The 23,340-nt window shown below is 62.5% G+C and carries 22 protein-coding genes and 3 pseudogenes; 17 read left to right on the top strand and 8 right to left on the bottom strand.

The genetic code is table 11. From position 1 onward, the window contains the following. Nucleotides 1-67: 67 nt before the first annotated feature. Nucleotides 68-376 (top strand): annotated as a pseudogene (locus LB556_RS09075) (ISAs1 family transposase); the annotation flags it as partial. Nucleotides 377-446: 70 nt separating this feature from the next. Here the strand turns inward: LB556_RS09075 and LB556_RS09070 are convergent. Continuing rightward, nucleotides 447-695 (bottom strand): annotated as a pseudogene (locus LB556_RS09070) (sel1 repeat family protein); the annotation flags it as partial. Between LB556_RS09070 and LB556_RS09065 the strand changes: the two are divergent. Further along, nucleotides 683-1,120: pseudogene (locus LB556_RS09065) on the top strand (porin); the annotation flags it as partial. The pseudogenes LB556_RS09070 and LB556_RS09065 sit on opposite strands and share 13 nt — an antisense overlap. 43 nt (nucleotides 1,121-1,163) lie before the next feature. Here LB556_RS09065 and LB556_RS09060 read toward each other — a convergent pair. Then, nucleotides 1,164-2,831: a tetratricopeptide repeat-containing sulfotransferase family protein gene (locus tag LB556_RS09060; RefSeq protein ID WP_224566264.1), complete on the bottom strand. Its 1,668-nt coding sequence runs from the start codon at nucleotides 2,829-2,831 to the stop codon at nucleotides 1,164-1,166. Nucleotides 2,832-2,948: 117 nt separating this feature from the next. Between LB556_RS09060 and LB556_RS09055 the strand changes: the two genes are divergently transcribed. The 4 genes from LB556_RS09055 (at nucleotide 2,949) to LB556_RS09040 (ending at nucleotide 6,339) form a co-directional block, all read left to right on the top strand. Further along, nucleotides 2,949-4,061, top strand: coding sequence for a pyridoxal phosphate-dependent aminotransferase (locus LB556_RS09055; protein ID WP_224566262.1), 1,113 nt, complete (start codon nucleotides 2,949-2,951; stop codon nucleotides 4,059-4,061). A gap of 144 nt (nucleotides 4,062-4,205) precedes the next feature. Further along, nucleotides 4,206-4,490: an acylphosphatase gene (locus LB556_RS09050; RefSeq protein ID WP_224566260.1), complete on the top strand. Its 285-nt coding sequence runs from the start codon at nucleotides 4,206-4,208 to the stop codon at nucleotides 4,488-4,490. A 66-nt stretch (nucleotides 4,491-4,556) separates the two neighbouring features. After that, nucleotides 4,557-5,207 (top strand): TetR/AcrR family transcriptional regulator, encoded by a 651-nt coding sequence (locus tag LB556_RS09045; protein ID WP_224566259.1) that lies wholly within the window; start codon nucleotides 4,557-4,559, stop codon nucleotides 5,205-5,207. Beyond that, nucleotides 5,176-6,339, top strand: a complete 1,164-nt coding sequence (locus tag LB556_RS09040; RefSeq protein ID WP_224566257.1) for an isovaleryl-CoA dehydrogenase — start codon at nucleotides 5,176-5,178, stop codon at nucleotides 6,337-6,339. The genes LB556_RS09045 and LB556_RS09040 overlap by 32 nt, the downstream gene beginning before the upstream one ends. A gap of 206 nt (nucleotides 6,340-6,545) precedes the next feature. Here LB556_RS09040 and LB556_RS09035 read toward each other — a convergent pair whose 3' ends face one another. Beyond that, nucleotides 6,546-6,749, bottom strand: a complete 204-nt coding sequence (locus tag LB556_RS09035) for a hypothetical protein (RefSeq protein WP_224566255.1) — start codon at nucleotides 6,747-6,749, stop codon at nucleotides 6,546-6,548. 245 nt (nucleotides 6,750-6,994) lie between these two features. On the opposite strand from LB556_RS09035, the gene LB556_RS09030 reads away from it, so the two are divergent. The 3 genes from LB556_RS09030 to LB556_RS09020 all read left to right on the top strand — a co-directional run bounded on the left by LB556_RS09030 (nucleotide 6,995) and on the right by LB556_RS09020 (nucleotide 11,134). Next, complete coding sequence (locus LB556_RS09030; protein WP_224566253.1) at nucleotides 6,995-8,602, top strand: carboxyl transferase domain-containing protein; 1,608 nt, start codon at nucleotides 6,995-6,997, stop codon at nucleotides 8,600-8,602. A 200-nt stretch (nucleotides 8,603-8,802) separates the two neighbouring features. After that, entirely contained in the window at nucleotides 8,803-9,099 is a 297-nt protein-coding gene (locus LB556_RS09025) for a hypothetical protein (protein ID WP_318011266.1), read from the top strand. Nucleotides 9,100-9,148: 49 nt separating this feature from the next. Beyond that, nucleotides 9,149-11,134, top strand: coding sequence for an acetyl/propionyl/methylcrotonyl-CoA carboxylase subunit alpha (locus LB556_RS09020; RefSeq protein ID WP_224566249.1), 1,986 nt, complete (start codon nucleotides 9,149-9,151; stop codon nucleotides 11,132-11,134). Between the two features lie 80 nt (nucleotides 11,135-11,214). On the opposite strand, the gene LB556_RS09015 is transcribed toward LB556_RS09020, so the two are convergent. After that, the gene (locus tag LB556_RS09015) at nucleotides 11,215-12,336 is read right to left on the bottom strand and encodes a branched-chain amino acid ABC transporter substrate-binding protein (RefSeq protein WP_224566247.1); all 1,122 of its coding nucleotides are present in this window, start codon (nucleotides 12,334-12,336) and stop codon (nucleotides 11,215-11,217) included. A gap of 435 nt (nucleotides 12,337-12,771) precedes the next feature. Beyond that, complete coding sequence (locus tag LB556_RS09010; protein ID WP_224566245.1) at nucleotides 12,772-13,038, bottom strand: sel1 repeat family protein; 267 nt, start codon at nucleotides 13,036-13,038, stop codon at nucleotides 12,772-12,774. A 439-nt stretch (nucleotides 13,039-13,477) separates the two neighbouring features. Between LB556_RS09010 and LB556_RS09005 the strand changes: the two genes are divergently transcribed. The 5 genes from LB556_RS09005 to LB556_RS08985 all read left to right on the top strand — a co-directional run bounded on the left by LB556_RS09005 (nucleotide 13,478) and on the right by LB556_RS08985 (nucleotide 17,137). Further along, nucleotides 13,478-13,819, top strand: a complete 342-nt coding sequence (locus LB556_RS09005; protein WP_224566244.1) for a DUF2147 domain-containing protein — start codon at nucleotides 13,478-13,480, stop codon at nucleotides 13,817-13,819. Between the two features lie 205 nt (nucleotides 13,820-14,024). Next, complete coding sequence (locus tag LB556_RS09000) at nucleotides 14,025-14,180, top strand: hypothetical protein (RefSeq protein WP_224566242.1); 156 nt, start codon at nucleotides 14,025-14,027, stop codon at nucleotides 14,178-14,180. A gap of 40 nt (nucleotides 14,181-14,220) precedes the next feature. Continuing rightward, nucleotides 14,221-14,415 carry a hypothetical protein gene (locus LB556_RS08995; RefSeq protein WP_224566241.1) on the top strand — a complete coding sequence of 65 codons (195 nt, stop codon included), beginning with the start codon at nucleotides 14,221-14,223 and terminating at the stop codon, nucleotides 14,413-14,415. Between the two features lie 116 nt (nucleotides 14,416-14,531). Beyond that, on the top strand, nucleotides 14,532-15,992 hold the full coding sequence (locus tag LB556_RS08990; protein WP_224566239.1) for an AMP nucleosidase: 1,461 nt from the start codon (nucleotides 14,532-14,534) through the stop codon (nucleotides 15,990-15,992). Nucleotides 15,993-16,126: 134 nt separating this feature from the next. Continuing rightward, nucleotides 16,127-17,137 (top strand): endonuclease/exonuclease/phosphatase family protein, encoded by a 1,011-nt coding sequence (locus LB556_RS08985; RefSeq protein WP_224566728.1) that lies wholly within the window; start codon nucleotides 16,127-16,129, stop codon nucleotides 17,135-17,137. Nucleotides 17,138-17,171: 34 nt separating this feature from the next. Here LB556_RS08985 and LB556_RS08980 read toward each other — a convergent pair whose 3' ends face one another. Together LB556_RS08980 and LB556_RS08975 are read right to left on the bottom strand one after the other, a co-directional pair. Then, on the bottom strand, nucleotides 17,172-17,765 hold the full coding sequence (locus tag LB556_RS08980) for a DUF922 domain-containing protein (protein WP_224566238.1): 594 nt from the start codon (nucleotides 17,763-17,765) through the stop codon (nucleotides 17,172-17,174). Nucleotides 17,766-17,922: 157 nt separating this feature from the next. Continuing rightward, nucleotides 17,923-19,602, bottom strand: a complete 1,680-nt coding sequence (locus tag LB556_RS08975; protein ID WP_224566236.1) for an electron transfer flavoprotein-ubiquinone oxidoreductase — start codon at nucleotides 19,600-19,602, stop codon at nucleotides 17,923-17,925. Between the two features lie 221 nt (nucleotides 19,603-19,823). Here LB556_RS08975 and LB556_RS08970 point away from each other — a divergent pair, with 221 nt between their 5' ends. The 3 genes from LB556_RS08970 (at nucleotide 19,824) to LB556_RS08960 (ending at nucleotide 22,358) form a co-directional block, all read left to right on the top strand. Further along, nucleotides 19,824-20,468, top strand: coding sequence for a hypothetical protein (locus tag LB556_RS08970; RefSeq protein ID WP_224566234.1), 645 nt, complete (start codon nucleotides 19,824-19,826; stop codon nucleotides 20,466-20,468). 89 nt (nucleotides 20,469-20,557) lie between these two features. After that, on the top strand, nucleotides 20,558-21,427 hold the full coding sequence (locus LB556_RS08965; RefSeq protein WP_224566232.1) for a uracil-DNA glycosylase family protein: 870 nt from the start codon (nucleotides 20,558-20,560) through the stop codon (nucleotides 21,425-21,427). Nucleotides 21,428-21,545: 118 nt separating this feature from the next. Continuing rightward, a complete protein-coding gene (locus tag LB556_RS08960; protein WP_224566230.1) occupies nucleotides 21,546-22,358 on the top strand; it encodes a helix-turn-helix domain-containing protein in 813 nt (270 codons plus the stop codon). On the opposite strand, the gene LB556_RS08955 is transcribed toward LB556_RS08960, so the two are convergent. Further along, nucleotides 22,359-23,324: a DMT family transporter gene (locus LB556_RS08955; RefSeq protein WP_224566228.1), complete on the bottom strand. Its 966-nt coding sequence runs from the start codon at nucleotides 23,322-23,324 to the stop codon at nucleotides 22,359-22,361. Nucleotides 23,325-23,340: the final 16 nt, after the last annotated feature.

Below are 23,340 nucleotides of genomic sequence, written 5' to 3'. Positions count from 1 at the left end.
GGTGATAATCTCGTGCCGAACGGATTGTCGATGGTCTGCAAGGTTCTTTGCTCGCACCGAGTTCAAGGATCGCGGCCGCTTCGATATACGACACTCCATAAGCTCCGCTGCCCTGTCGGCCAGACAGGCGGCAGATGCCATTCGCGGCCATTGGGCCATCGAAAACAGCTTGCATTGGGTGTTCGATGTCGTCTTCAACGACGACCCGTCACGCCTGCGCAAGGGCCACGGCGCCAAAAACATGGCCGTCGTCAGACACTTCGCTTTCAATCTCCTCAGGGCCGTAGCCGACAAGCGATCCCTCAAGAGCAGGCGCAAAATCGCAGGATGGGATACCGCTTGCTTCAAGACAATCCTCGGTAGCCTAACCCGTTAACCCGGATTCGGAGCCCTGGCAGGTTGGGCCGGGCGACGGAACCGGCGTCGGTCGATTTCGCCAGCCGCCGTCAGGGCAACCGGTTCGCCTTCTGCAGGGCCTGCCTGGTCTGGTCGTCGCTCAGACCTTGCAGGAAATCATCCATCTCCTGATCGATGAGGCCGGCGCGGCGGGCGACGATGTACCACGCGCCGGCGAGCGCGAGGTCCGGATCGGTACCGATGCCTTGCATATAGAGTTTTGCCAGGCGGTTCTGGGCCGCGACGTTGCCGCCTTCGGCGGCCTGCTTCGTCCAGGCGAAAGCCGATCGCGCGGGCCGCCGACGCCGTCGCCGGGCCGGAACCCGCTGAATACATCAAGATCTGCGACGTCTACGGCACTGGCCACTTCTACATCCCCGGCACAGAAACTTGCCTGCGCATCGGTGGATATGTCCGCTACGACATCGGCTCCGACGACGTCGGCTCGTTCGATGGCGCTCGCAACTTCGATCAGATGTCAGGCAAGGATCAGGACACCTAGGAAAAGAACACCCGCTTCACGCTGAGGACGTGGACCTGCTAGGAACTCGGCACCCTGAAGACCTACACCGAGACCGCATCAATTTCGGGAACTCCAGTGGCGCCGGCTACGGTAACGACGCCTTCAACAAGGGCATCACACTGAACTTTTGCCTGGATCCAGTTTGGTGGTCTGCGCGCTGGTAAGGATGAATCAGCCTTCGATATGTTCATCGGCCACGCTGACTACTCGGAAGCCTGCTCGGTTATCCGTGTGAACTCTCAGGTCAGATTTGCGCCAGATCGCCCAAGGCATCTATTAGCGGCCGGATTTCCTTTTCGTAATTCTTCCACCGCTTGACCGATGACTTGTAGATCGGCTGACGGACCTGCCAGCGGCTGGGCGTGGTAACCGAACCGTCCCTGTCGAAAAAGCGAAGGCAGGCGTCATTCCAAGGAAGGCAAAGATGCTCGATCAGACGGCGCGACTGCGCCTCCTGATCCTCGACCAGCGTCTCATAGCGATTCTCAAATATAAGGCCTGGAAAAACTTTGTTCCAATGTCGCATGAGGCGATCATATTCACGATAGTAAAGGCCGAGTGTTTGCAAGTCGCAATTGTATCCGTGTGCTTCGCTAAATTTGAGCACAAAGCACGAAATGCAATTGTCAATTGCGTCACGGCGGCAATGGATGATTCGCGCGTTGGGAAAGAGAAGACCAATAAGCCCGATGAGTTCGAAATTGTGTGGCATCTTGTCAATGATGCGCTGTGCAGTTGGCGCTCGTTCCCTCAGATAGGAAATATGTTCGTCGGCCAACGTTCTGGAGAGATCCTCTGAAATCGACATCATAGGCTGGCCCAAATCTCCGGCCGACGACTTGGTGAGTTCGATCGCGTTCGCGACCCGCCTCAGCTTATTCAATTCACCGGCACCATGAATATCGGGGTGGCTAGCACAGATCTGTTCGGTGAGCGTCGTTCCCGAGCGAGGCATGCCAACCACGAACACTGGCACTTCGGATTGATTTCCATAGCCAGACCTGGCAGCCAGCATCTCTGGCGTGAAGGTTTCAATCATCGAGTCGATCCAGCGTCTATGCAGTTCGATGTCAAACTTATAGCCAGAAGCCCGTTTTGCTTTGTTGAAATGATCGAACGCTTCCGCGTAGCGCTTGAGGTCGTTCAGCACTTTGCCGGCGGCATAATGAAGCTTCTCGGCACCGTCCGACTTGAGCTTGGGATTGCGGAGTTCACCAAGAATAGACTGGAGCTCTGCAGGCTCTTCAGTAAACTTCCGCGTCTGCGCAAGATCGTTGTAGGCAACCGGAACAGCGATGCGGCGTTTGATTGATTCTTTAAGGCAGGCGGCTGCCTCATCCATGCGCCCGAGGCCACTGAGCGCACCCGCCAGCCCAACCCTAACTTGTGGATGATTGGGTGCGATTTTTAGTGCCTTCTTATAAAGAGGCAAAGCCATGTCGGGTTTATCAAACTCGATATAAGCGCGACCCAATGTACAAAGTGCCTCGACAAGATCGGGCTGCAGTTCCAAGGCATATTGCATGTGCTTGATCGCCGGCGAAAATTCGCTGACTTTCAGATAGGTCTCGGCAAGACTGAGATGGTAGTAAGGATTTTTAGGCTCTTCTGCGACCGCTCGTGCGAAATACCGTAAGGCCTTCTCGTCATCGTAGCCCAAGCAAACGGTGCCCAGGATGTACAAAGCGAGCGGATGATTTGGAGTGCGCGATAGAACCTTAAGGCAAAGGTCCTGAGCCTCATCGAGCCGCTTGGCCTGCTGGAAGCTATATGCTTGCTTCAGTATGGCGTCGTCGGTTTGAGCGCGAGATGCCGAATTCATTTGCGGCGGATTTGGCTGAGTCGGCCTGAGCTTCGGCGTGAGGCCCGATTTGAGATGCTTGGACCAGGCGGGCGGGAGACGATTGTTCATGGAGCCTCGCTATCAAAAAGAGGCGAAGGAATCCAGTGTTGCGGTGCAGACGTGGCGACCTTGCGCCAACCATTCCGTCACGCTAGCAAGAAGTCCCCTCTCAACCGAGCTTCCGCCATGCCCTTGCGCCCTGCCCTCTCGCCGCTCATCGCCGCGCTTCCGTCGACCGTGCCGTTTGTCGGCCCGGAAGCGCAGGAGCGTGAGCGTGGGCGCGCTTTCCGTGCGCGCATCGGCGCCAATGAGAGCAGTTTTGGCCCCTCGCCGCGCGTCATCGCCCGCATGGAGAGCGTCGCGCGCGACCAGTGGATGTATTGCGACCCGGACAATTACGACCTGAAGGTTGCCGCCGCCGCACATCACGACGTGGCGGTCGAGAACGTCGTTGTCGGCGAAGGCATAGACGGCCTGCTCAGCCTGGTGGCGCGCATGTATGTGGCATCAGGCGATGCGGTGGTCACCTCGCTCGGCGCCTATCCGACCTTCAACTTCCACATCGCCGGCGTCGGCGGGCGGCTGGTGACCGTCCCTTACGAGAACGACCGCGAAAGCCTGGACGGCCTGCTCGCGGCGGTCGTCAGGGAGAAGGCGCCGCTGGTCTACCTGTCCAACCCGGACAATCCGATGGGCAGTTGGTGGGAAGCCGACGAGGTCAGCCGCTTCATACAAGCCTTGCCGGAAACCACCATGCTGGTGCTCGACGAGGCCTATGGCGAGTTGGGACCGGCCTCGGCCCTGCCGCCGATCGATGTCTCGCGGCCAAACGTCATCCGCATGCGAACTTTTTCGAAGGCCTACGGACTTGCCGGCATACGCTGCGGCTATGCGCTGGCCGAAACGCAGGTGATCAGCGACTTCGAGAAGATCCGCAACCACTACGGCGTCAGCCGCATGGCGCAGATCGCCGGCGTCGAGGCGCTCGCCGACCAGTCCTATCTCGAGACGGTGGTGGCCCGGGTGGCCGCCGGGCGGCGGCGTATCGCTGATATCGCCGAACAGAACGGGTTGAAGCCGCTCGCCTCGGCGACCAATTTCGTCACCATCGACTGCGGCCATGATGGCGCCTTCGCGCTCAAAGTGCTGGAAGGGCTGTTGTCGCGCGATGTCTTCATCCGCAAGCCGATGGCGCCAAAGCTCGACCGCTGCATCCGCGTCAGTGTCGGTCTCGACCACGAACTGGATATCTTCGCCGCGGAATTGCTCGGCGCGTTGGCAGCGGCGCGCGGAAACTAGGACACTTCGCGAGGCTCGGGAGCGATCGCCGCACCGAGCAGATGCCTTGCACGCGCAAGGAATTCCGAGCTCTTCGATGGATCGTACCTCAAGCCAATTGCCTTCGTTCGGTACTTCGCCAGACTCTATGCGACGGAGTGAGCCATGAATGACCGGAAAAGGGCAGTGCAGGCGCGCATATACGGCAAGGTCCAAGGCGTCGGCTACAGGATCTGGGCGCGGGGCGAAGCAACAAGGCTCGGGCTGCTGGGCTGGGTGCGCAACGAAGGAGACGGCTCGGTGATGGCATGGTTCGCCGGCGCCGACACGGCCGTCGTGGCCATGATCGAACGGCTTCGGCAAGGCCCGCCGGGCGCGGCTGTCTCGCGCATCGATGTGGAAGAGCTGGAAACCTGGGCCACGCCTGGAGATTTCAGGATCATCGCATAGGCGGATTTCCGCCCGCTTGAATTAATTGAACGTTTGTTTTATTATTCTGCCGTCAACGAGGCGACGATGGCGCGCACCACAGGGTCAGACGGCGGGCGAACCGAAGCGGCAGTCCGTGAGGCGGCGGTCAACCTGATCGCGCGTTACGGTTATGAAGCGATGTCGATGCGCCAGTTGGCCGCCGAGGTCGGCGTTCAGGCGGCCGCGCTCTATCGCTATTTTCCAACCAAGGAAGACCTGCTGTTCACGCTGATGCGCGACCATATGCAAGGGCTTCGCGAGGCCTGGGAGCATTCCAGGCCGGCCGGTGCGGATCCGGCGCGGCAGCTTGCCGCCTACGTGCGCAACCACATCGCCTTTCACATCGAGCGCCGCCATGCCACCCATGTGTCGAACATGGAATTGCGCAGCCTCTCGCCCGACAGGCTGACGCAGATCCTGCGCATGCGCACGGCCTACGAAAAGGAACTGCGTGCCGTTCTGCGCGATGGCGTCGAGGCGGGTATTTTCAACATCGAGGACACCGGCCTGACGGCCATGGCGCTGATCCAGATGATGACCGGCGTCATCGTCTGGTTCCGGCCGGGCGAGCGACTGTCGCTCGCTGAAGTCACGGCGACGTATCTTTCGATGACAATGCGCCTAGTCGGCGCGAACATCGGGGTTGGTACCGGGGAGGAACGGCATGTACACGAACACGCTCAGCTTCGGGCATGATGAGGACGTCGAGGCGTTGCGCGACCTTGTGAGGCGCTTCGCGCAGGAGAGGATCGCTCCGATCGCCGCCGACATCGATCGGGAGAACGAATTCCCGGCGCATCTGTGGCGCGAGCTCGGCGCGCTCGGCCTGCTCGGTATCACCGCCGATCCCGATTTCGGCGGCAGCGGCATGGGCTATCTCGCCCATGTGATCGCCGTCGAGGAAATTTCGCGGGCCTCGGCCTCGGTCGGCCTGTCCTATGGCGCCCATTCCAATCTCTGCGTCAACCAGATCAACCGGTGGGCAACGCCGGCACAGAAGGAGAAATACCTGCCGCCGCTGTGTTCGGGCGAGCATGTCGGCGCGCTCGCCATGTCGGAGCCCGGAGCCGGCTCCGATGTGGTGTCGCTCAAACTGCGCGCCGAAAAGCGCAACGACCGCTATGTGCTCAACGGCACCAAGATGTGGATCACCAACGGACCGGACGCCGAAACCCTGGTCGTCTACGCCAAGACCGACCCGGAACGGAAGTCGCGCGGCATCACCGCCTTCATCGTCGAAAAGGCGATGCCGGGGTTTTCGGTGGCGCAGAAACTCGACAAGCTCGGCATGCGGGGATCCAACACCGGCGAGCTGGTTTTTTGTGATGTCGAGGTGCCGTTCGACAATGTGCTGCACGAGGAAGGCCGTGGCATCGAAGTGCTGATGTCCGGCCTCGACTATGAGCGCACCGTCCTTGCCGGCGGCCCGATCGGCCTGATGGCGGCGTGCCTCGACGTGGCGATCCCCTATGTTCACGATCGCAAGCAGTTCGGCCAGCCGATCGGGGACTTCCAGCTGGTGCAGGGCAAGCTCGCCGACATGTATACGGCGATGAACGCCGCGCGCGCCTATGTCTACGCCGTCGCGGCCGCCTGCGACCGCGGCCAGACCACCCGCAAGGATGCCGCCGGCTGTGTGCTGTTTGCCGCCGAGAAAGCGACGCAGATGGCGCTCGATGCTATCCAGCTGCTTGGCGGCAACGGCTATATCAACGACTATCCGACCGGCCGGCTTTTGCGTGACGCTAAGCTCTATGAGATCGGCGCCGGCACCAGCGAAATCCGCCGCTGGCTGATCGGGCGGGAAATCATGGCGGAGGGGGTGTGATGTCCCCCTCCGCCGCCTCAACCGAATGCCTTGGGCAGGTCATCGGTTGGCTTGGCAACGATCTGGTGCGGGTCGCGCCACAGAACCTCGCGCTGGCGCACCGACGTGATGGAGCGCACCGGCAAACCGCCCTCCTCGATCAACCAGGCACAATAGCGCGCCCGGCTAATTGCTTCCCTGGCGTCCGGATGGAACCAGCAGATGCCTCAGATCGAACTACGGCGCTTGAAATGCCGACCAACCCGACCTGGAATGGGCAAGTGCTGATTGAACCAGTCGAACTGGCCCTGCAGTTCGTCATGAATCCAGTCCGGGCAGCCGTTCCGGTACAAATACCAGGACGCGTGGAAAAAGCCGGTCTCCACCCGGCTCTTCGGATGGATCAGCGGCGTTACGAACCGCAAATACATTTTGACACCCACCGAGCCTCAAAGCGCGGTGTTCCTCTTGCTCAAATTCGGAACGTGGAAAGCCGCCCTCCGGCGGCGTCAGGCCATGGCCGAAGGGAGACATCTGCTGAAATGCAAAAACATGCCTTTCATCGTCGCCTCCTGAGGGTGTCATTCGTACAAAAGATGCCACGCTTGGCACGCAGCATCCGGGCGGGGGCTGTTACACTGCTTCCGCGGCGGCATCAAGAGGTGTGAGAAACAACGTGGCTATCCTGCAAACCCAGATCTCGCCCTCCTCCGAAGCCTTCCGCGCCAATGCCGAGCGCATGCGGGCGCTGGTTGCCGACATCGGCGAGAAGGCCGAGGCCGTCGAGCGCGGAGGGTCCGACGAGGCACGCGAGCGCCATGTCGGTCGCGGCAAGCTGTTGCCGCGCGAACGCCTGGCGCAATTGCTGGACACCGGCTCGCCCTTCCTCGAGATCGGCCAGTTCGCGGCTTGGGCCATGTATGGCGAGGAAATCTCGTCGGCCGGCCTGATCGCCGGCATCGGCCGTGTCGAGGGCACCGAGGTGATGGTCGTCGTCAACGACGCCACGGTGAAGGGCGGCACCTACTATCCGCTGACGGTGAAGAAGCATCTGCGCGCACAGGAGATCGCGCTGCAGAACAACCTGCCCTGCGTCTATCTGGTCGACAGCGGCGGGGCCAATCTGCCCAACCAGGACGAGGTCTTTCCCGACCGCGAGCATTTCGGCCGCATCTTCTACAACCAGGCCAACATGTCGGCGGCCGGCGTTCCGCAGATCGCCTGCGTCATGGGTTCGTGCACGGCTGGCGGCGCCTATGTGCCGGCGATGTCGGACGAGACGATCATGGTGCGCAACCAGGCGACCATCTTCCTCGGCGGGCCGCCGCTGGTGAAGGCGGCCACCGGCGAGGACGTCAGCGCCGAGGAGTTGGGCGGCGCCGATGTCCATACGCGGCTTTCCGGCGTTGCCGACCACTACGCAATGGACGACGAACACGCGCTCGCCATTTGCCGGCGCATCGTCAAGAACCTGAATCGGAACAAGGCTGTAAGTCTGAGCTTACAGAAACCGAATCCGCCGCTTCATCCGGCGGATGAGCTTTATGGCATCGTCCCGACCGACCTGCGCCAGCCCTACGACGTGCGCGAGGTGATCGCGCGCCTCGTCGACGGCTCCGAATTCGATGAGTTCAAGCAAAACTACGGCACCACGCTGATCACCGGTTTCGCCCATCTCCACGGCATGCCGGTCGGCATCATCGCCAACAACGGCGTGCTGTTTTCCGAGAGCGCGCTGAAGGGCACGCACTTCATCGAATTGTGCTGTCAGCGCAGGATTCCGCTGGTTTTCTTTCAGAACATCACCGGCTTCATGGTCGGCAAGAAATACGAGGCGGGCGGCATCGCCAAGGATGGCGCCAAGCTGGTGATGGCAGTCGCGACCGCCAGGGTCCCCAAGGTGACCGTGATCATCGGCGGTTCGTTCGGAGCCGGCAATTACGGCATGTGCGGCCGCGCCTACTCGCCGCGCTTCCTGTGGATGTGGCCGAACGCCCGCATCTCGGTGATGGGCGGCGAGCAGGCGGCAACCGTGCTCGCCATGGTCAAGCGCGAAGGCATCGAGCGCAAGGGCGGGGAATGGAGCGCGGAGGAAGAGGCGAAATTCAAGAAGCCGATCCTGATGAAATACGAGCATGAGGGCCATCCGCTTTACTCATCCGCCCGCCTCTGGGACGACGGCATCATCGATCCGGCGAAGACGCGCGAGGTACTGGCGCTCAGCCTTTCCGCGGCACTCAACGCCGAGATCGAGGAGACACGCTTCGGCGTGTTCAGGATGTGACATGGGCAGCGACAGGATTCGCCCCCTCGCGAAATTGCAAGCCATCACCATAAAGCTGGCGCCAACGGAAAACATTCGCTATTGCCAATACTTGTTCTGCGAGCAATGGGGATGGATTCAAAATGAGTCTTCAATATTCGGCCAAGATGTCGGCATTAATACTTACATCATTGCTCATATTCTCGACTTCCGGCATCGGCGTGGCCGGATCGCTGGCCGGAAGCGAGGGAGACAAGCGGTTCCCGCCGGCTTTGAATGGCGATCCGAAGTCGCCATGCACCAAGGCCTACAAGGCCTACGTCGCGTCCAGCGGCCATTCCGCTTATGCCACCACGCCGTACTCCCGGGTGGTTTCTCTCTACATCCTCTGCGGCACGCGGCTGAACGCGCCTTCGCAAAAGGTAGCCGAGGAGCTGGCCATGAAATCCTGCTTGGCCACGCGCGCTCACTACAAGGTGACAAATGGCGGCGCCTGCGAAATCGCCGCGTCCAAATAGGCAGGCGCCCGGCGGAATGGCGCCGCCCGACGCAAATCCGGGAGGCTCCATGTTTAACAAGATCCTAATCGCCAATCGGGGCGAGATCGCTTGCCGCGTCATCCGCACCGCCCGCAAGCTCGGCGTGCGCACCGTCGCCGTCTATTCCGATGCCGACGCCAGATCCCTGCATGTCGAGATGGCCGACGAGGCGGTCCATATCGGTCCTTCGCCCGTCGGGCAGAGCTATCTGCGCGGCGACAGGATTGTCGCCGCGGCGCTGGCAACGGGGGCGCAGGCCATTCACCCCGGTTACGGTTTCCTGTCGGAAAATCCCGATTTCGTCGACCAGGTGGTGGCGGCCGGCCTCATTTTCATCGGCCCGTCGGCGGCCTCCATCCGCGCCATGGGACTGAAGGACGCCGCCAAGCGGCTGATGGAAAAAGCCGGCGTGCCGGTCGTGCCGGGCTATCATGGCGAGGCGCAGGAAATCGTCCTGCTGGCCTCGAAGGCGCGCGAGATCGGCTATCCCGTGCTGATCAAGGCGCGTGCCGGCGGCGGTGGCAAGGGCATGCGCCGCGTCGAGCATCCCGATGATTTTTCCGAGGCGCTGTCCAGTGCCCGGCGCGAAGCCAAGGCCGCGTTCGGCGACGACCGCGTGCTGGTCGAGAAATATGTCGACAAGCCAAGGCATATCGAGGTGCAGGTGTTCGGCGATAGTTTCGGCAACGCGGTGCATCTGTACGAACGCGACTGCTCGGCGCAACGCCGCCACCAGAAGGTGATCGAGGAGGCCCCCGCGCCCGGCATGACGCCGGCTTTGCGCAAGGCAATGACCGAGGCGGCGGTCAAGGCCGCCAAGGCAATCGGCTATTCTGGCGCCGGCACGATCGAGTTCATCGTCGACGCCTCGCAAGGGCTCAAGGCCGACCGCTTCTGGTTCATGGAAATGAACACGCGCCTGCAGGTCGAGCATCCGGTCACCGAGATGGTCACCGGCACCGATCTGGTCGAATGGCAGCTACGGGTTGCCAGCGGTGAAAAACTGCCGAGGACGCAAAGCGAAATTTCGCTTTCCGGCCATGCTTTCGAGGCGCGCATCTATGCCGAGGACGCGGCCAAGGGCTTTCTGCCGGCGACCGGCACGCTGCACCATCTGAAATTTCCCGACGCGGCGCCCGACGGGGCAACAATGCGCATCGAGACCGGCGTGCGGGCTGGGGATGCCATTTCGCCCTATTACGACCCGATGATCGCGAAGCTCGTCGTCCATGCCGGGGACAGGCTGGCTGCGCTGGAAGCGCTCCGCACAGCGCTCGCGCAAACCGAGATTGCCGGCTCCACCGTCAACACCGCTTTTCTTGCCGCTCTTGCGGCCGATCCGGATTTTGCAGCTGAAGACGTCGATACCGGCCTGATCGGCAGACACCAGGAGGCGCTGACGGCGGTCGCGTCGCCGACCGGCGAAATCATCTCGGCTGCCGCGCTTGCGGCCTCAGGTGCCGGAGCATTGCCGTCGTCGGACGACCCATGGTCGTCGCTTGCCGGCTACGCGCATTTCCACGGCGTGGCGCGGCGCATACGGCTGAGGTTTGGCGACGAGGCAATTCAGGCAAAGGTTTCAATGCGGCCGGACGGACGCTTTCAGGTGGCGGTCGATGCGCCTTATGACAGCACCAATTCGCATGACCTTCGCGCCGTTCCCCGCCTCGCCCGCTGGCCCGGACACATCACGGTGTTCGAAGGCGCTGTCGGCTATACTTTCACCGTGCCGGATCCCCTGGCCAGGAGCGACGAAGCAACTGCAGCCTCCGGCAGCCTGCGCGCGCCGATGCCGGGTCTCGTCAAGCTTGTGCGCGTGGCGAAAGGCGACACTGTGATCAAGGGGCAACCTCTGCTGATCCTCGAAGCGATGAAGATGGAGCACACCATCGCCGCCCCGCATGACGGGACGATCGCCGAGATTGCCGGAGAAGGGGCACAGGTCACCGACGGGACGGTGCTGGTGCGGTTTGCCGAGGAACAGAGCGCGTCGACCCCCGCCGCCGGCGGATAGAAGGAGCGCATCGCGGACCGTAAACAGAAATGGCCGGGACGAACCCGGCCATTTCCTTAAGTATCTGAAGATCGGTACTTTTACTGCGCGATCGGCGCGTACTTGCCGTCATGCCACTGATTGATGTCGTAGCTGGCGTTCTTGAGGTCGCCCTTCTCGTCGAAGGTGACGTCACCGACAACGGTGCTGATCGGCGTGCCGTTCTTCAGCGCTTCGGCAACCTTGGCCGGGTCGTCGCTGCCGGCACGCTTGATGCCTTCGGCGAAAGCCTGGACCACGGCGTAGGAAAACAGCGTGAAGCCTTCCGGCACGAAGCCGCCGGCCTTGATCTTCTCGACGGCCGCCTTGGCCTCCGGTTTCGCCTGCGGATCCGACGGGAACACGAACATGGTGCCCTCGCCGGCCGGGCCGGCAACCTGCCAGAACTCCGGCGATGCGATGGAGTCCGGCATGATCAGCTGGAACTTCAGGTTCTGCTCCGCCGACTGGCGCAGGATCAGGCCCGCCTCAGGATGATAACCGCCGAAATAGACGACATCGGCCTTGAGATCCTTCAGCTTGGTGACAAGCGCCGAATAGTCCTTCTCGCCGGGGTTGATGGCGTCATAGTAGACTTCTTTGAGGCCGCCGGTATTCATGGTTGCCTTGACGGCGTCGGCCACGCCCTGACCGTAGGCGCTCTTGTCGTGCAGGATGACGACATTCTTGCCGGCATACTTCTTGGCGATCCACGGGCCGATGAAGGCGCCTTGTGCGTCGTCACGCGTATAGAGGCGCATAATCGTCGGCCAGCCGGCCTTGGCCGCGGCGTCGGTCAGCACCGGGTTCGAGGATGCCGGGCTCATCATCAGCGCACCGGCTTCGGCATAGACGGCCGAGGCCGGAATGCTCGAACCCGAGCAGGCATGGCCGTCGATGAACTTGACGCCATTGGCGACGATGCGATTGGCGACCGACACGGCCTGCTTGGGGTCGCATTGGTCGTCTTCAATGTCGAGCTTGATCATCGAACCGTTGACGCCGCCCGCGGCGTTGATGGCATCGGCCGCGGCCTGTGCGCCCTGCTTGAACTGATCGCCAATGGTGGCGAGCTGTCCGGTCATCGGGCCGACCACCGAGACGGTGATGTCGTCGGCGAATGCGACCGGCGCGCTCATCATCAGGCCGAAAACGGCCGCGCTCAAAATACTCATTTTTTTCATGACAATGGAACTCCTCCACTCGCGCGCGGCCGCCCCGGCCGCGCTTCTTCCAGAGAGGCCGGACAATTTCATCCTTCATAGGGCCTGTCTAGGCGCATTGGCGCCACTCGATTGGGCCTGTGGGGCTTCATCCACGCAAAAAAGCCACGCCGGCCTTGTTCCGGCCGGTCGTGGCTTTTTTGCCTGTCGGGCTGTTTCCCCAGCGCCCCCGCGCCGCGAACCCAACTTCGCCTTCCCTGTCTTCCTGTTGGCCATGATCATTCCGAAACCCCGATTCCACTTCGGGATCATGGTCCGTCGCGCGGCTTGGACCTGTCGGCCTGCCGCTTTCTTTTGTTGATGGCCCGTGGCCTGGCTGTCAGCGCAGCCTTGTCCCTGTTTCGGCCCGACCGTCTTAAGCGGTCTTGGCCAAGGCATTCCCCGTCTGGCGCAACCTTAATGCATGGTCATCCATTCGCGGGCTTCGCGCAGCGCCTTGGCGATCTCGACCTTCGACATGGCCGCCGACAGTTCCGAGCGCAATTCGGCGGCGCGGGCTGACCCCTTGATGGCGGCGATATTGAACCATTTGTGGGCGGCAACGACGTCGGTCTCGCAGTCGCGACCGGTCGCATACATCATGCCCAGTTCGAAAAGAATATCGGCCTGGGCAGTTGCCCCCATGGCGCCGAAGCCTGTTTCAAGCATTTCAAAACGTGCCATTTTAGTCCCCTGTCTGGCTCCCGAGAGCTGCCTCCGTTTGTCTTGCCCGGGCCGCTCTTTCGATGCTTTGGAGAATGCCGCGCAGGCTTGAATCCGTCGTTAAATGGCGTGCTTAATTTGAGGAAAACAAAGCTAAAACAAGAGGTAAACGCGGAAATTCGTTAAGGATACAAAGCCAGCAATTCGGCTGGTTTTCGCCAAATTTGACAAAAATTTTCGGGACGGCGATCAACACTCCGCTAACCACGGGAAACAAACACGACACGCCGATCGTCTTCATTTCCCTGCCGACCAGGCGAATTCGGGCATCTCTAAAATGCCAAAGTCTTCCGTAGCGGCACCGCTTTCGTTTTGGCGGGAGCTGGATTAGCTTACGTTTGCGTAAGCGGCAGACCGGCGATGCGGAACATCCGGCCGGCTATCCAAAGGGAGGAAAGACATGTTTCGAAAAGCGAGCCTGGCCTTGGCGGCCACTTTGATCCTGGGCGGCGCGGCATGGGCCGATCCGATCGAGGGCAACTGGAAAACGCAGGCAGGCGACACTGCGGCCATTTCAGGCAGCAGCTCGTTCTCCATCACGCTCAAGTCAGGCAAATATGCCGGCAAGACCATCGGCTCGCTCAAGGCGGCCGGCGACAACAAGTATGCCGGCAACATCACCGATCCGGCAAACGACAGGACCTATTCGGGCAAGGCGACATTGTCGGGCACCTCGCTGAAGATGAGCGGTTGCGTGCTCGGCGGACTGATCTGCAAGAGCCAGACCTGGCACAAGCTCTGATCGACCATTTCCTTGTTATCTCAAAACGGGGCCTGCGGGCCCCGTTTCCGTTTGTCGATGCGCTGCCCGCTCGATGGCTGACGGGCCGGCGGCGCCTCGATCAAGGTCCCGTCAATCAATTTGAACCGCAGATGAACGCCTTCATCAGAGCCGGTTCAGAGGCGTCAGGGCAATCTCGTACGTGTTGAAGGAGACACGGACCCAAATGCTTGCTCGCCGCTTCACCATCGTCTGCCTGCTGATGAGCCTGTTTGGAATGTTCTTCGCCATCCTCGTCGCCGAAGCGGGCCGTTCCCCCCGCTCCTGGGACGAAGCCACCAGAATATGCGGCCTCGCTTGCCCGACCAATCCTCGTCACTGAAACAGAGAACCCGGACCTCGAAAAGAAAAGCACGGACATCATGAACCGCATCGCCGCCAACGCCCTCAAGACCCTCCGGCTCCTGCCGCGGGCGGCGCTTATCCTGGTGCTCCTGGCCGCTCCGGTCCTGGCGGTACCGATGATGCGCGCCGACGCCGGCTCGACGATCGAGGCGCCGGCGCCCAGAAAGTCCGGGGTCGGCTTCGTGCTGCTGGTCAGCCTGCAGCGGGGTTGAAGAAAAATGGCGCTTTGAGCGTCTTCGGCGGCGAGCCCCCTCCCAACCGCCCATCCAAGTCTCTATATTGGGCCATGGAAAAGCGAATCTATCCCCAAGCCATCGAATCCGTCGTCATGCCCGAGCCTTTTGGCCGGCAAAGCTTCGACAAGGCCGAAAAGGCCGTTGCCGCGCTGCAGGTGCTCTACGACCGCAACACCAAGTTCCTGCGCAACTCCTTCGCGGCACTTGCCGCCGGCGGCGACAACAGCAAGCGCTACCGGGCCTTCTACCCCGAGATCGGCGTCACCACCAGTTCGTTCACCCAGGTCGACTCGCGCCAGGCCTATGGCCACATGCCGACCCCCGGCCATTTCGCTACAACGATCACCCAGCCGGACCTGTTCGAGAGCTATCTGATCGAGCAGCTTCGGCTGATCATGCGCAATCACGGCGTAGCGGTGACCGTCTCGGAATCGACCACGCCGATCCCGCTGCATTTCGCTTTCCTGGAAGGCACCTATGTCGACGGCGCTGACACCGAACGCATCAAGCGGCCGATCCGCGACCTGTTCGACGTGCCGGATCTCGACGGCACCGACGATCAGATCGCCAACGGTACGTTCGAGGTCGCCCTCGGCGAGCCCCGGCCGCTGGCGCCGTTCACCGCGCAGCGCATCGATTATTCACTGCACCGCATGACCCACTACACCGCGACCAGCCCACAGCATTTCCAGAACTTCGTGCTGTTCACCAACTACCAGTTCTACATCGACGAGTTCGTCGCCCGCGCCCGCGACCTGATGGAAAAAGGCGGTGGCGGCTACACGGAATTTGTCGAACCGGGCAACGTTGTCACCCGGGCCGGGCAAAGTGCGCCTAGCGAAGGCGTGGCGCCTCAGCGCCTGCCGCAGATGCCGGCCTACCATCTGAAGAAGCCGAACCATGGTGGCATTACCATGGTCAATATCGGCGTGGGTCCTTCCAACGCCAAGACCATCACCGACCATATCGCGGTACTTCGGCCGCATGCCTGGGTGATGCTTGGCCACTGCGCCGGTCTGCGCAACACCCAGGCGCTGGGCGACTATGTGCTGGCGCATGCCTATGTGCGCGACGACCACGTGCTGGACGACGACCTTCCGGTCTGGGTGCCGATCCCGCCGCTGGCCGAGATCCAGGTTGCACTGCAGGAGGCTGTGGCCGAGGTTACCGGCCTGTCAGGCTATGACCTGAAGCGCATCATGCGCACCGGCACCGTCGCCACCATCGACAACCGCAACTGGGAACTGCGCGACCAGCGCGGACCGGTGCAGCGCCTGTCGCAGTCGCGCGCCATCGCGCTCGATATGGAATCGGCGACGATCGCGGCCAATGGCTTCCGCTTCCGCGTCCCCTACGGCACGCTGCTATGCGTTTCCGACAAGCCATTGCATGGCGAACTGAAATTGCCAGGGATGGCGACCGAGTTCTACAAGCGGCAGGTGGCGCAGCACCTGACCATCGGCATCAGGGCAATGGAGAAGCTGGCCGAGATGCCGATGGAGCGGCTGCATTCGCGCAAGCTCCGGAGCTTTTCGGAGACGGCATTCCAGTAGGCGGTCGCGCGAAGCCCCGGCGAGGCAATTCGTCGTCTTGCTCAGGCCGTAATTTAGCCGATAAGCAAGTCGAACGGATCGTCAGACGGCATTCGGCAGACACGACCTCGATGACAACAGGCGCGCGCTTGAACATGACGGCTGGGCTGGCATTCCTGGCGATGACGGCAGTGTCGGCCGCTTTGTTGGCCGGGTTCTTCGGCGTGTTGCACCCCGCTTTCGATTCCTTCTCGCATTTCCGCATTCACCTCAGCGTTCTGATGGCGCTTCTGGCGCTGCCGCTGCTTGCGAGTTCCTACCGGCTGCAGGCGGCCGCGGCACTGCTCTTCGCCATCGCCTGCCTGGCCACGACGGCAAGCGCATTGCCCAGGCCGTGGCCGCAGCCGGCGGTTGCCAAGCCTGCCGACCAGATCGTCTACAGCCTGCTGCAGATGAACCTTCGCTTCAACAATCCAACGCCCAAGAAGGTGCTTTCGCTGATCGGCCGCACCAGGCCGGACGTGATCACGCTCGACGAAGTATCGGCGATGTGGGCGACCGAGCTTGGCTATATCGCCGGCGCCTACCCCTACCGGATGCTCTGCCCTTACCCCAACGGCACGTTCGGCGTGGCGTTGCTGTCGCGCCGGCCGTTTGCCGCCGGCACCGCGCCGCGTTGCGAGCCGCGCGGCGCGATGGCGACCGCCACCATCGACTTTGGCGGAAGCAATGTCGATGTCGCCGCGATCCATTTGAGCTGGCCCTGGCCAAAGGAGCAATACTGGCAGATCGGCGAACTGGCGCAGCCACTGGCCGCGCTCGGCGAGACCGCGATCATGGCCGGCGATTGCAATGGCGTGCCGTGGAGTGCCGCGGTGCGGCGGGTCGCGGCCCTTGGCGGGCTGACACTCATGCCTTCGGCCGGACCGACCTGGATCCATCGCACCCTGCCCGATTTCCTGCGCCGCTACGCGGGCCTGCCGATCGACCAGGTGTTCAGCAAGGGCGGGCTGACAATCCTGTCTTCGGCGCGGCTGGAGGACACCGGCTCCGACCATCTGCCGGTGCTGGTCGAGTTCACGCTGCGGCCTCGCGACAAGCAGCCTCATGACGAGCATGACAGTGCACTCGCGGCAAGCGACGTTCAAAACAAGCCGCGCGGCTGACCCCGAAACGGCGCCAACGCTCGCAGCGCAGCAGTCAGGGTTTGATCAGCGTGGCGACAAGGTGCTCGACATGGCCGCCGCTACGATGCTCGCGCGCGTCGAAGGCGTTCTGCTTGGCTTCGTATTCGGCATAGATGGTGTTGATGCGCCGCCTCGCCTCAAGGTGTGTGCCCGTGCAGAACCAGTTGTCCGGGCGTTCCAGGCCGGTAAGCGCCGTCTCGGTGGCCCCCATCATCTCTTTCGCAATCCGGCCATGGGTGTGCTCGTGCTTGCGCACGCCAGCCATGAATCGATCCCAACGCTTGCGCAGACCTTGGCTGGTCGGCGAGAGCCGCGGAAAGGTGTAGGTCAGATCGAGCGTGCCGTTAGCCTGCCGCAAATGACAGATTCCATCCTGGCGGCTGATATCGAGATCCCAATGCACGGTGTAGCCAGTTTCGGCGATAGCGCGCGTCATATAGCCGTGCTTGGGTCCCTGCCTGTCCATGGCCTCGATAAGGTCGGCCCCGGTGTTTCCGGCGACATCATAGCTACGAACGTGAACGACGAGCTTTGTGCCCGCCGATGCGTCCGACAAGCAGGACAGCACGCAAGCCGCGGCGAGCAGTGTCAGGCTGGTCAGACGCATGTCCGCCTCCTTTGTGGGTGGCCGAGCAGACCACACTCGGCGCGGCGCTTCAACGGGCTTAAGCGAAGCCGCCCGTTTCGCGACGGCGAAAGCAGATCCGCTGCCGCTCACGTCTGGCACTTTCGGCCGGATCGAGACGGCCTGCCGGCGCTTGGGCTCACATACCTTGGTAGACCGGTCCTTCACCGCCTTGCGGCGGAACCCAGTTGATGTTCTGGTTCGGATCCTTGATATCGCAGGTCTTGCAGTGGACGCAGTTCTGCGCGTTGATGACGAAGCGCACATCTTTCGCCGCGGGGTCGGCGGCGGCGTTGCCGTCCTTGTCGACCCATTCGTAAACACCGGCCGGACAATAGCGTGTCGAGGGCCCGGCAAAGACATCGTGTTCCGAGCGTTTCTGCAGGTCCATGTCACCGACCAGCAGGTGCACCGGCTCGTTTTCCTCGTGATTGGTGTTGGACAGGAACACCGAGGAGAGGCGGTCGAAGGTGAGCACGCCATCCGGCTTCGGATAGGCGATCTTCTTGTGCCGGGCGGCAGGCTCGAGCGTCGCATAATCGGCCTTGCCATGCTTCAGCGTGCCGAAGGGCGAGACGCCGAACAGCGTGTTCAGCCACATATCCAGGCCGCCGAGGCCGACGCCGACGATGGTGCCGAAGCGCGACCATAGCGGCTTGACGTTGCGCACCTTCTTCAGGTCCTTGCCGATGTCTGTCGCCCGCCAGGCTTGCTCGTAGGCGGAAAGCTCGTCATTGGCACGCCCTGCGCCGATCGCCTCGGCGACATGCTCGGCCGCCAGCATCCCCGACAGCACCGCATTGTGGGAGCCCTTGATGCGCGGCACGTTGACGAAGCCCGCCGCACATCCCATCAGCGCGCCACCCGGGAAGGACAATTTCGGCACCGACTGCCAGCCACCCTCGGTTATGGCGCGCGCGCCGTAGCCGAGGCGCTTGGCCCCCTCGAACGTGCCTGCGATCGCCGGATGGGTCTTGAAGCGCTGGAATTCCTCGAAGGGCGACAGATAAGGATTCTTGTAGTTGAGGTGGAGGACGAAGCCGACCGCCACCTGGTTGTCCTCAAGATGGTAGAGGAACGAACCGCCGCCGGTCTTCATGTCCAGCGGCCAGCCGAAGGAATGCTGCACCAGACCCGGCCGATGGTTCTCCGGCTTGACCTGCCAGAGTTCCTTGAGGCCGATGCCGTATTTTCCGGGCTCGCGGCCATCGGAGAGTTTGTACCTGGCGATCAGTTGCTTGGCGAGCGAACCGCGGGCGCCCTCGCCGATCAGCACATACTTGCCCATCAGCGCCATGCCCGGCGCGAAGCCCGGACCATGCGTGCCGTCCTTCTCGACGCCCATGTCGCCGGTGACGACGCCAGTGACGGCGCCTTCCTCATTGTAAAGCAGGCCGGCCGCGGCAAAACCTGGATAGATCTCGACGCCAAGCGCCTCGGCCTTGGTCGCCAGCCAGCGGCAGACGTTGCCGAGCGAAACGATGTAGTTGCCGTGATTGTTCATCAGCGGCGGCATCAGGATGTTTGGCAGGCGAAACGAGCCGGCAGGCCCGAGCACCAGGAAATGGTCCGCCGTGACCGGCGTCTTGAAGGGATGACCTTCCTCCTCGCGCCAGCCGGGCAGCAGCCGGTCGATGCCGATCGGATCGACGACGGCACCCGACAGGATATGGGCGCCGACCTCACCGCCCTTTTCCAGCACGACGACGGAGAGTTCGGGATTGACCTGCTTGAGGCGGATGGCCGCGGCCAGGCCGGCCGGACCGGCGCCGACGATGACCACGTCGAATTCCATGCTTTCGCGTTCGATATCGCTCATCAACCCCTCCGCACTGGCTTGCCGCCGTTGGCGTATCTTGCTGGCTCCTGCGCTGCATAGCGCATCAAATGGCGACAGGAAACCGGCGCATACGTGACAAAGCGGATTTGGCCAAAAAGTCGCGCATTCCGTGCCAGGCACGCCGACTCCGCGCGGCGCGACCCACCAGGCCTTGCGTTTTTTATTGTTCGACGGCTTGCTTATCGGCCATACTTTCCGCCATGCGCATTCCCGGGCCAGGCGGCTTCACTTCGACGCGCTTTCCATCAACGCCCGGCCGCGCCTGCCGGGCGGTTATTTCGGCCCTTATGATGTTGGCGCCGAGCCATGCCGTCGCGGATGAAGTGAAGGTCTGGGCGACAGGCGCGTACTCATTCTCCGACGAGCTTGGCGGTTTCCACATCACAGGAGCCTCCGGCATCGGAACCAAGGACGATCCGCTGGTCATCACCGAAGAGCTGAATTCGGCGACGCCGGTGACGCTGACCATCCGCACCACAAAACCGATCCAGGCCTTCGGCAAGGCGGGCGAGTTCGCCAATGGCATCATGTATATGCGCCTCGACGTTCTCAACAACAGCGGCCAGGCCTGGATCGAATTCCAGTTCGAGCTTCAAGAAATACTCAATCAGCCAAGCGTGTTCGGGGACGGGCTTTCGTTCGACCAACGCAACAAGACGCCCGACAATATCTGGTCGAGCAACTTCGCCGATTTCGACCGCGAGTTCGAACCCTATGACCGGCTGCTGTTCAGGAACGGCAAGATCGATCCGATGAAGACCGCCAGCTTCGAATTCCTGATGACCGACTACACGCCGCGATGGACCTTCTATCTCGTGCAGGATCCACGCATACCCACCGGCTAGATCGCAACCTCGCCTTGGCAAGCGGATTGGCTGTCGCCAAGGCCTGCGCCGAGGTTGCAAATTGACGCCGCGCGGACGATGGTGCGGCGATGACTGCCGCCTCTGCAAACAATCCGGTCGATTTCGCCGATCTGCTCGCCTTCTATGCCAGCGCGGGTGTCGACGATGCTTTGGAAGACGCGCCGGTAAACCGGTTCGCGGAGGCAGCGCCGAAGCCGGTGGAGCGCCTGCCGACGACGACGCCACACGCAAGCAGCGCGCCGGAGCCGCCCGCGACACCTCCCCGCCTCGATGGGCGCGCCGTGCCGGATGCTCCGGCCCCGCGCCCGCCGACCTCGGCCGTTCCCGACGAGGCGCAGGCGGCGCTGGCGCGCCAACTGGCGACCGCGGCAGCATCGCTCGACGAACTGCGCCAGCACATGGCCGCCTTCGAGGGCTGCAATCTCAAGGCCACCGCCAAGAACCTCGTATTCGCCGACGGCAACCCGCAAGCCGCTGTCATGCTGGTCGGTGAGGCCCCCGGCCGTGACGAGGACATCGAGGGCCTGCCTTTCGTCGGCCGCTCGGGCCGCCTGCTCGACCGGATGCTGGCCGCGATCGGCCTCGACCGCGGCTCGGTCTACATTGCCAATGTCATCCCCTGGCGCCCGCCTGGCAACCGCACGCCGACACCGCACGAGACCGAGATCTGCCGGCCGTTCATCGAGCGTCAGATCGAGCTGGTCAATCCCAAGGTGCTGGTCAATCTCGGCGGCCCGTCGGCCAAGACCTTGCTCAACAGCTCGGAAGGCATCCTGCGGCTGCGCGGCAATTGGCGCGTCCACACCACCGCCTCCGGCATCGCCATTCCTGCCATGCCGACATTGCACCCGGCCTATCTCTTACGGACTCCCGCGCACAAGAAGCTCGCATGGCGGGATTTTCTGGAGGTGAAGGCGAAGCTGCGGACGCTGCTCTAGATTTTTTGTTTTTTACGCAATTCCGGACGGAAAACCGCTACGCACTTTTCCTGGAACTGCTTTGGCGATGACCTGGCAGGTAATTGAAATGCTCCCTATGTCGGCCTAGTCATCCGCTATGGCAACGCCTCAAACCTCCGCCGGCAGTCTCATCCGCGAATGGCGCACGCGCCGCCGCATGAGCCAGCTCGACCTCGCCATGGAGGCCGAGATTTCGCAGCGGCATCTGTCCTTCGTCGAAAGCGGTCGCGCTGCACCGTCGCGCGATATGGTGCTGCACCTGGCCGAGCAGTTGGCGATCCCGCTCAGGCAGCGCAACCAGTTGCTGCTGGCCGCGGGCTTCGCGCCGAGCTTCAGTGAACGGCCGCTGACCGATACGACGCTGGCGCCGGCGATGGCGGCCGTCGAGACCGTGCTCACGGGCCATGAGCCCTTCCCGGCACTGGCGGTGGACCGGCACTGGAACCTGGTGTCGGCGAATACAGCGATCGCTCCCTTTCTCGCCGATGTCAGCGAGGCTTCGCTGCTGACGCCACCCGTCAATGTGCTTCGCCTCTCCCTGCATCCCGGCGGCATTGCGCCGCGCATCGTCAACCTCCAGGAGTGGCGCACGCACCTGCTCGAGCGGCTCAAGCACCAGAACGACGCCGCCGGCGACCCGGTGCTGGTCGAACTGGAGCGCGAACTGCGCGGCTATCCTTCGGGCCTCAAGGGCAGCCGGCCGGCGCCCGTCGAGCCGAATGCCATCGTGCACCCGCTCAGGCTTGCCCATGGCGATCAGGTGCTGTCGTTCATCAGCACCATCACCGTGTTCGGCACACCTCTCGACGTGACCCTGTCGGAGCTGGCGATCGAATCCTTCTTCCCAGCCGACGAGCAGACGCGAGCGGTACTGGTGCGGCTGGCAAAGGAGCGGTCGGACCGTTCGTGATCAGCCTTCTGGCAACGCCACCTTGCGCGTTCGCGTACGTTCCAGGCCCAGTTGCCTTTCACGCCAGATGATGAAGATGCCGGCGGCCACCACGATCACACCACCGACCAGTGTGCTGGACGAGGTCACGTCGCCGAAAACCAGATAGCCGACGACCACGCCAAGGACCATCGAGGTGTATTCGAAAGGCGCCACGACCGAGGCCTCTGCATGGCGATAGGCCGCCGTCATCAGGATCTGTCCGAGCCCGCCGCAAAAACCGGCCAGGATGAGGAGCGCGGCTTGCATTTGCGTCAGCGATTGCCAGCCGAAGGGCAGCGTCAGCAGCGAGAGCACGCTCGCCGTCGACGAGAACCACAACACGATGGTCGCCGTCTTCTCCGTCTGCACCAGGTTGCGCACGAGGAGCATGGCTACGGCCGAGATTGCCGCGGCCACCAGCGCGGCCATGACGCCCAGAACCTCCTGATCGTCGAGCCCTTCATCGGAATTGAGCAGCGTCAATTCCGGCCAGGAAATGATGAGCACGCCTATGAGGCCGACCGCGACAGCGCTCCAGCGATAGACACGGATGGTCTCGCCGAGGAAGACCGAGGAGAACACCACGACCAGCAGCGGCTGCGCATAGTTCAGGGTGATCGCTTCCGGCAAAGGCAGCCTGGTGAGCGCGAAAAAGCCGAGCCCCATGGCACCGACGCCGACGACGCCACGCGCGACGTGGTTGAAGGGACGCTGCGTGACGAATGCCGTTGCCAGATGTCCCTTCAATGCCAGGAAGGCAATGATCGGGAAAATGGCGAAGAAGGACCGGAAGAAGACGATCTGGCCGGCGGGCACGTCGCCAGCCGACTTGATGCAGGTTTGCATGCCGACAAACACCGCCACGGAGACGATCTTCAGCACGATACCCCTCAGCGTATCGTGGCCGCCCGTCGTTTCCGGTTGCGCCCCCGCCTCTGATGTCACGCCGGCGATGCGCTCC

Origin of the sequence: Mesorhizobium sp. ES1-4 (assembly GCF_020164745.1) — a bacterium.
Taxonomy (GTDB): domain Bacteria; phylum Pseudomonadota; class Alphaproteobacteria; order Rhizobiales; family Rhizobiaceae; genus Mesorhizobium.
This window is presented reverse-complemented; position numbering and strand designations above follow the sequence as displayed.